Below are 4,045 nucleotides of genomic sequence, written 5' to 3' on the forward strand. Positions count from 1 at the left end.
TACTAACAGTGTAGCGTTTGTAATTATATAAATTAGCAGCAATGTTTGTGAAGAATTACACTTAAACTAACGGGTGCGTTAGTTCTAGAAGGGGTAGAGTCAGGAAAATGCTGATTTACAACGATAAGCAGTTTGATACAAGTCTTAATTTAATGCTARTTTGATTATGTACCAATAAGCTTTACTCTATTGAGATTATAAAGTTTTTTTAGAAGAGGTAGCTGCGGTATCGTTAGTTGACTCATTTGTTGCTACAAGATTCTCACTCGAATTTATGATTCGTAAGATAATTATTAATAAAATGAAAAAATATCTTGCCATTCTTTCGTTAGTTACAGTCCTGATCAGGGCTGCAAAAACCAAAGTTTCCGTTAGATTGCCACTAAATAATAAATTTGAGATTTCTCTGAGAAGAATAATAATATAATTATCATTTAAGTCCATACAATTGTCTCACTCCTTCATTAAAGCAAGTATATTCAAGAAATTGAAACAATGTGTGTGGAGTGATTGTAAATAAAAAAAGTCGATTCCTTAACGTTGAACTGCACCCCAATTGTTAGACACAACTAACAATTGGAGGTGCAGTTTTTTTATTTATCTATCAAAAAATGTCTTAACGTGGGTTTTACGTCAAAATGTTGTCTGTACCCCAGTATGCACGTGAAGGAGATAAGATTGTTGTTTGGCGATTGGATCGATTAGGACGCAATATGCAAGATTTAATTCAAATTGTGAAAAACTTAAATGARCGTGGTGTGAGCTTCCACAGTCTACAAGAAAATTTAACAATGGACAAAAGTAATGCCACAGGCCAATTGATGTTTCATCTGTTTGCGGCATTTGCGGAATTTGAACGTAATTTAATTGAGGAACGTTCGGCTGCCGGACGAGCTGCAGCTAGAGCGCGTGGTCGTCTTGGGGGACGTCCGGAGAAACTAGAAGCGAAAGATATTGAAATGATGAAATCGCTCATTGAAAATGGTACATCAATTAAAGATGTGGCGGAAAAATGGGGCGTATCTCGAACAACCATTTATCGCTATTTAGAAAAACAGTAAAAATGAAGAAACCCAACTAATCTCTTATGAAGGTAGCTGGGTTTTATAGTTGAATGTGCAAAATAGCACTTAAAATATCTCCTAAAATGACAGTAAATTTTCATGGTTATTTTAACTTATCTCAAAAACCATTCCTTTCCGTATGTTTTCAGCTCAAAAAATGACGTTCTTAACGGAAAAAATAAATTCCTTGAATTACCATATAAATTAAAATAGTATTAAATATATGAATATTCTAAATATTCTATAACTAGTAGAATGATGAAAATGTGATGATTAATTAAGAAAGGAGGAAAGCCTCAACTGATAGTTTCGCTTAACATCATATTTATATTGAAACTAGTATAGTAATGTTTAGTTAATTTAAATGAAAGTATGAGGAGTTGCTTTATGAAACGAAAAAACATTTTCAGATGGACTATTTTAATGTTGATCCCTATTTTGTTCATTGGACAGGATATATTGACAGGTATTTCATCTAAAGTAAATGCAGAAAATGGTTCTGATATTGTAACGATAACGGAGGGAACTAATATTGCTGTTGCTGTTTCCCCAGATCATAGTCAACTTGTGATGGATGTACAGGGAGTTTTATGGACACTACCCATGACAGGTGGGACTGCCAAAAAAATTACTGATACATATGTCGATCCTTCCTCTCCAGATTGGTCACCAGATGGAAAACGAATTGCGTTCCAATCCTATCAAGGAGGAAATTACCATATTTGGTCCATGAACCCTGATGGGTCTGATATGCGCCAAATTACTTTTGGTAACTATGACGATCGTGAACCATCTTACTCTCCTGATGGATCTAAAATTGCTTTTTCGTCGGATCGTGGAGGAGGTTATGATATTTGGGTATTAGATTTAGCAACGAATGAAATTAAGGCTTGGACTAATACAACGACTGAAGAGTTTCAGCCAACATGGTCACCAGATGGCAGTGAAATTGCTTATATAGATGGCAAACAAATCAAAGCCGTTGATGTATCTAGAAATATTCGTACAGTTATAACAGAAGATTCGGGGACAATATCGAATCCATCATGGTCACTAGAAGGCAAAGACATTGCCTATGTTGTGAAAGATGGACTACAAAGTAACTTAAAGATCTCAGGAAAACAGGTGACAAGCAATGAAGATGTATTCCCTTTTCCTGTTGAATGGCTGTCAACAAATGAAATCGCTTACACTGCTGGTGGTCACATTAAAACAAGAAAGCTAGATCAGGAAAAGGCAAAAACCATTCCTTTTCGTGCAGACATTTCTTTAAACCTACAAGAGTATCAATCGAGAGAACATGATTTTGATTCCAAGAAACAGAAGTATGTAAAAGGAATTGTTGCACCTAAACTATCACCGAATGGAAAGCAAGTCGTTTCTGTTGCTCTTAATGATCTTTGGTTATTAGACGTTGGCAAGGGAAAGCCTCGTCAATTGACAGATGACTCTTATATGGAGCTTGATCCAACATGGTCTCCAGATGGAAAGCAGATTGCTTATTCATCTGATAAAGAAGGGACAGAAGATATCTATCTTTTAAATGTGGCTTCAGGTAAGGAACAACGATTAACAAAATCCGACAGCGCTGAATTTGCTGCTGCATGGTCTCCGGATGGAGAGAAGATAGCTTATCAAGATGAAAATGGCAAAACTTATACGGTCAATGTTAGTAAGGGAGAGACAAAACAAGTAATAGAAAGCCTAAACTTACCTGGACCTCCTACATGGGGACCTGATAGTAAAACCATTGCATTAGCTGCGATTAAAACGTATTCAAAGCGATTCCGTGAAGGAACAAACCAAATTTATGTCGTTAATACGGAAACAGGGACGAAAAACTTCGTTGATCCGATTCCTTTCAAATCATTGAGTAACCGAAATAACTCGGGACCCGTATGGTCGCCAGATGGAAAACAGATGGCCTTTATTATTGAAAGTCAGCTTTGGGTGATGGCGGTTGATGAAAATGGACAGCCAAAAGGAGAGCCTCGACTCATTTCAGATGAGATTGCAGATTCACCTAGCTGGAGTGGGGATTCAAACACATTGATGTACCTATCAAAAGGAGATTTGAAACTTGTTTCCATAAATGGAGGTCAATCACAAAAAGTACCTTTTACTATGAAATGGCAGCCTAAGCTTCCAAGTGGAAAGAATGTGATTCATGTTGGGGGATTATGGGATGGAGTAAGTACCGAACTTAAAGAAAATGTTGATATTACGTTACAAGGTAACCGAATTGTCGATATCCAACCACATAAAAAAGAACATAACGGAAAGGTGATCGATGCGAGCGAACTTACCGTTATTCCAGGATTGTGGGATGCACATATTCACCAGCAGGCGTTTCAGTCTAATTACGGTTCTAGACAAGGACGTCAATTACTCTCCTTTGGGGTCACAAGTACTGTTTCAATGGGAGATTATGCGTATGGTGCGATCGAGGATCGTGAAGCGATTGAATCTGGAAATCGGGTAGCTCCACGTTATTTTGCATCGAGTGAGCCCATCGAGGGTTCACGCGTTTACTATAGYAATATGAGACCTACAACTTCTTTAGATGCGGTTAAACGGGAAGTAGAAAGAGCCCGATCCCTAGATGTAGACCTTTTGAAAACCTATGTGAGACTTCCAAATGATCACCAAGATTATGTGATTAATGCGGCTCATGAAATGGGAATACCTGCGTTTTCACATTACTTCTTCCCGTCAATGGCATTCGGACAAGATGGAACATCCCATATTTCAGCTACTCAGCGTCTAGGATTTTCCCGAACTGTGAGTCCGAGTGGATATGCATATGAAGATGTCGTGAAACTTGCTGGGGTATCCGGAATGTCCGTGACGTCAACAACTTTTGCTAATATGCTTGGATTCTATCCTGAACTCGTTTCAGATCCACGTATCGAAAAATTGTATACACCTTCGCAATATCATTCGTTTAAGAGTGAGTATGACGCTGCTTCAACGGAATATCA

General features: G+C 37.7%; 1 protein-coding gene and 2 pseudogenes. 2 read left to right on the top strand and 1 reads right to left on the bottom strand.

The window, feature by feature from the left end:
- Window positions 1-195: 195 nt before the first annotated feature.
- On the bottom strand, window positions 196-444 hold the full coding sequence (locus tag AC1DUW_RS22600) for a hypothetical protein (RefSeq protein ID WP_477643520.1): 249 nt from the start codon (window positions 442-444) through the stop codon (window positions 196-198).
- Window positions 445-653: 209 nt separating this feature from the next.
- Here AC1DUW_RS22600 and AC1DUW_RS22605 point away from each other — a divergent pair.
- Together AC1DUW_RS22605 and AC1DUW_RS22610 are read left to right on the top strand one after the other, a co-directional pair.
- Window positions 654-1,061: pseudogene (locus tag AC1DUW_RS22605) on the top strand (recombinase family protein); the annotation flags it as partial.
- 390 nt (window positions 1,062-1,451) lie between these two features.
- Window positions 1,452-4,045, top strand: a pseudogene (locus AC1DUW_RS22610) (hypothetical protein); the annotation flags it as partial.

It is taken from the genome of Peribacillus sp. P4_C12, from assembly GCF_056402095.1.

Bases quoted from the DNA above. Each gene is read 5' to 3' on its own strand.
- AC1DUW_RS22600 (WP_477643520.1), bottom strand. From the start codon at position 444: ATGGACTTAAATGATAATTATATTATTATTCTTCTCAGAGAAATCTCA.